The sequence below is a fragment of the Nitrosophilus sp. genome (genome assembly GCF_982775275.1).
On the sequence record NZ_CEXZHP010000180.1, the window covers coordinates 1 to 3,005 of the forward strand.

At 31.2% G+C, this 3,005-nt stretch carries 7 protein-coding genes; 5 read left to right on the plus strand and 2 right to left on the minus strand.

All coding sequences use genetic code 11. The annotated features are described in order from the left end of the window. Positions 1-54 precede the first annotated feature (54 nt). The 3 genes from AC30RD_RS07765 to mobA are packed head-to-tail and all read left to right on the plus strand — an operon-like array spanning position 55 to position 1,670. Entirely contained in the window at positions 55-303 is a 249-nt protein-coding gene (locus AC30RD_RS07765) for a hypothetical protein (protein ID WP_489493886.1), read from the plus strand. Positions 304-360: 57 nt separating this feature from the next. Then, on the plus strand, positions 361-1,074 hold the full coding sequence (sfsA, locus tag AC30RD_RS07770; RefSeq protein ID WP_489493888.1) for a DNA/RNA nuclease SfsA: 714 nt from the start codon (positions 361-363) through the stop codon (positions 1,072-1,074). Then, positions 1,062-1,670 carry a molybdenum cofactor guanylyltransferase MobA gene (gene mobA / locus AC30RD_RS07775; protein ID WP_489493889.1) on the plus strand — a complete coding sequence of 203 codons (609 nt, stop codon included), beginning with the start codon at positions 1,062-1,064 and terminating at the stop codon, positions 1,668-1,670. The genes sfsA and mobA overlap by 13 nt, the downstream gene beginning before the upstream one ends. On the opposite strand, the gene AC30RD_RS07780 is transcribed toward mobA, so the two are convergent. Continuing rightward, entirely contained in the window at positions 1,598-2,110 is a 513-nt protein-coding gene (locus AC30RD_RS07780) for a Uma2 family endonuclease (protein ID WP_489493890.1), read from the minus strand. The two genes, mobA and AC30RD_RS07780, sit on opposite strands and share 73 nt — an antisense overlap. 2 nt (positions 2,111-2,112) lie before the next feature. Further along, positions 2,113-2,571: a hypothetical protein gene (locus AC30RD_RS07785; RefSeq protein ID WP_489493891.1), complete on the minus strand. Its 459-nt coding sequence runs from the start codon at positions 2,569-2,571 to the stop codon at positions 2,113-2,115. Between the two features lie 21 nt (positions 2,572-2,592). Between AC30RD_RS07785 and AC30RD_RS07790 the strand changes: the two genes are divergently transcribed. Then, complete coding sequence (locus tag AC30RD_RS07790) at positions 2,593-2,874, plus strand: Dabb family protein (protein WP_489493893.1); 282 nt, start codon at positions 2,593-2,595, stop codon at positions 2,872-2,874. After that, positions 2,864-3,005: cyclic pyranopterin monophosphate synthase MoaC (locus AC30RD_RS07795; protein ID WP_489493895.1), on the plus strand; the 142-nt coding region annotated here is incomplete at its 3' end. The genes AC30RD_RS07790 and AC30RD_RS07795, both read left to right, overlap by 11 nt.

Here is a 3,005-nt window from a genome sequence, read left to right on the forward strand (position 1 = left end):
TGCAGTCGCCGCAGCAAGTGCTATAGCCGGAAAAATCGCAGACCCAAGAGAGATATGAAAATAGATGCTATAAAAGCTAAAATAGATAGATTCAAAGAGTTATTTAAAGCTATAATCTACTCTATTTTAGCTATAATAACTGGAATAGTAACCATTATTTATAATATTTTAATACATAAAGTGCCGCCATATATGATTATTGTTGGTGGGGTTGGGTTAGTTGTCGTATTTTTACTTTTTCTTTTTGGCAAAGCTATCTGGAATAAATTTGAAGAGTTAGAAAAGGAACTTGAAAATGTTTAATATCATTGCTGGATTTACTTTGTTAATTATGACTGCTGCTATGTTAGTATATATATTTTGGACATTTTTACCAAAAACAAAGCATTGATACTTTTTAGCTTAAAAACCTTAGGAGAGCTAACTACCGGCTCTCTAATAAAACGCCAAAATCGCTTCTTAGCTACCGCAAAAGTAGGTAACCAAATCAAAAAAGTTCATATTGCAGATACAGGAAGACTTGAAGAGATATTAACCCCAAAAAGAGAGCTACTTTTACTTAAAAACAGAGACGAACTAAAAACCGACTATACGCTAATCGCTGCTAAAATGGAAGAGGGATGGGTTTTGATAAACAGCAGACTCCATTCTACAATCGCTAATAGTGCCATAGAAAAAGGTATACTTGGGTTTAAGCCTAAAAACTTAAAAAAAGAGGTGAGATTTTTAAATAGCCGTTTTGATTTTAAAGCGGATAACTCATTTGTTGAATTAAAAGGATGCTCCTTAGTTGAAGACAACATTTGTCTTTTTCCAAACGCCCCCACAAAAAGAGGAGTAAAACATATAAAAGAGCTAATCAAAGCAAAAAAAGAGGGATTTGAGGCCTATATATTGATAATGACGGTAAGAAGATGCAAATGCTTTTTGCCCCATCCTTCAAAAGATGAAGAGTTTAAAAAGATTTTTTATGAGGCTTTAAAAGAGGGAGTAAAATTTAGAGGTTTTTTTGTTAAAATAGATAAAAATTTAAATATAGTATATGATGGAGAGTTAAAGCTTTGCGAAAAATAGATATACCTTGCGTAATTTTTGCCGGCGGAAAAAGTTCACGTATGGGCAAAGACAAATCTTTGCTCCCTTTTAAAGAGAGCTCTCTTGCCAAGTTTCAATATGAGAGATTAAAAGATATTTTCAATGAAGTATATATATCTACTAAAATAGACAAGTTTGATTTTAAAGCCGATCTTATTTTTGACAAAAGTGAGATCTTTGCTCCAACTGTAGCTTTTGAGGTTATTTTTGAACAATTTGAAGAATTTTTCGCAATTAGCGTAGATACCCCTTTTATCCACAGAAAAATTATTGAAAAAATAGTACAAGAAGCCAAAAAAAATAAAGATTTTGATGCCCTTATAGCAAAAACCAACTTTCCCCATCCCCTTATTGGAGTCTATAGAAAATCGATTTTAACAAATATTTTAAATGAGATAAAAAAGCAAAATTTTAAACTTAACTATATTTTGAAGCTTTCAAAAACTAAATTTATCGATTTTAGCGATGAAGAGAGCTTTTTAAACATAAACTACCCAAAAGATTACGAAAAAGCTTTAGAAAAATTTGCTTTAATATCGCAAAACTCAAATTCAAATATGCCATCACCCTCATAAACCTTTTTATATCTATCCTCAAATAACTTAAAAACTCTAACCTTTTTAAAATCCGGATAAGCTAAAATATAATATTTTACCCCCTCTTTTTCATAAAGCTCAAACTTTATCTCTTCATCTTTATTGGCACTATATTTTGATACAATCTCTATAATCAACTTTGGCGTAGTTTTTGGATACTCTTCAACATCTTCACAATATATTGCAAGATCAGGTCGCACGACATTTTCCTCATCTATTATCCAGTCAAGTTCCGGATAGATTTCACACTCACACTCATCTAAAAGTTCACTAAATAATCTACCAAGATTGATCATCAATTTTTGATGTTTTCCGTAAGGACTTGGTGTCATTGCAAAAGGATATCCATCTATCAACTCCCAATCACCTTTCCAAAGCTTATAATCTTCATAGGTATATTTTGGAGGATTTACGCTCATAACTAATCCTTTAAAAAACTCATCGCCTCTTTTTTATTAAACTCTTTGTATATTTTATCTAAAACTTTGAAATTTCTCTCTATAAAAAAATTTACATTTCCAACATTTTCTTTAAATTTTTTATAATACTCTTTTGCTTTTGCTTTATCGCCTTTTATAAGATACGCATCAGCAATATACTCATATGCGTAATTTTCTCCCATTTCAACAGCTTTTTGTGCAGCTTGGATTGCATTTTGAGGCTCTAAAGACAAAAGATAATACCAAGCAGCTTTTCCGTAAACCTTTGTTAAATTAAGATAATCCGCATACTCTTTGCAATATTTAGCTTTTGAGCTATCTGCCATCTTAGCTACATAATAGTTACACTGCATTTCGCTTTTATTAAGTGAACATTTTGTGCAATTTGTATCATTTGCTAATAAAAATAGTGGTAAAATAGCAATGAACATTTTTTTCATATCTTCTCCTAAAGGATTAAAATGGTAAAACATATCGTATTTATGAAGTTTCCTGATTTTAGTTTAGCAAAAATTGCCAAAGAAAAACTTTTAAGCATGAAAGGAAACGTTGAGGTTTTAAAAGATATTGAAGTAGGAGTTGATTTTTCAAGAAGCCAAAGAAGCTACGATCTAGCTTTAATAACTACTTTTGAAAATAGAGAGGATCTTGAAAAATATCGCGTTCATCCCTATCATCAAACAATCGTAAAATGGCTAAAAAACAACGATACTCAAACAAAGGTGGTTGATTATGAACTCTAATTTAACCCATCTAGACGAAAAAAAACGTCCAAAAATGGTAGATGTAGGCGTAAAAGATGAGACCCAAAGAGTTGCTGTTGCAAGCGGAGAGATACAGATGAGTAAAGAAGCATATGAGGCTATAAAAAATG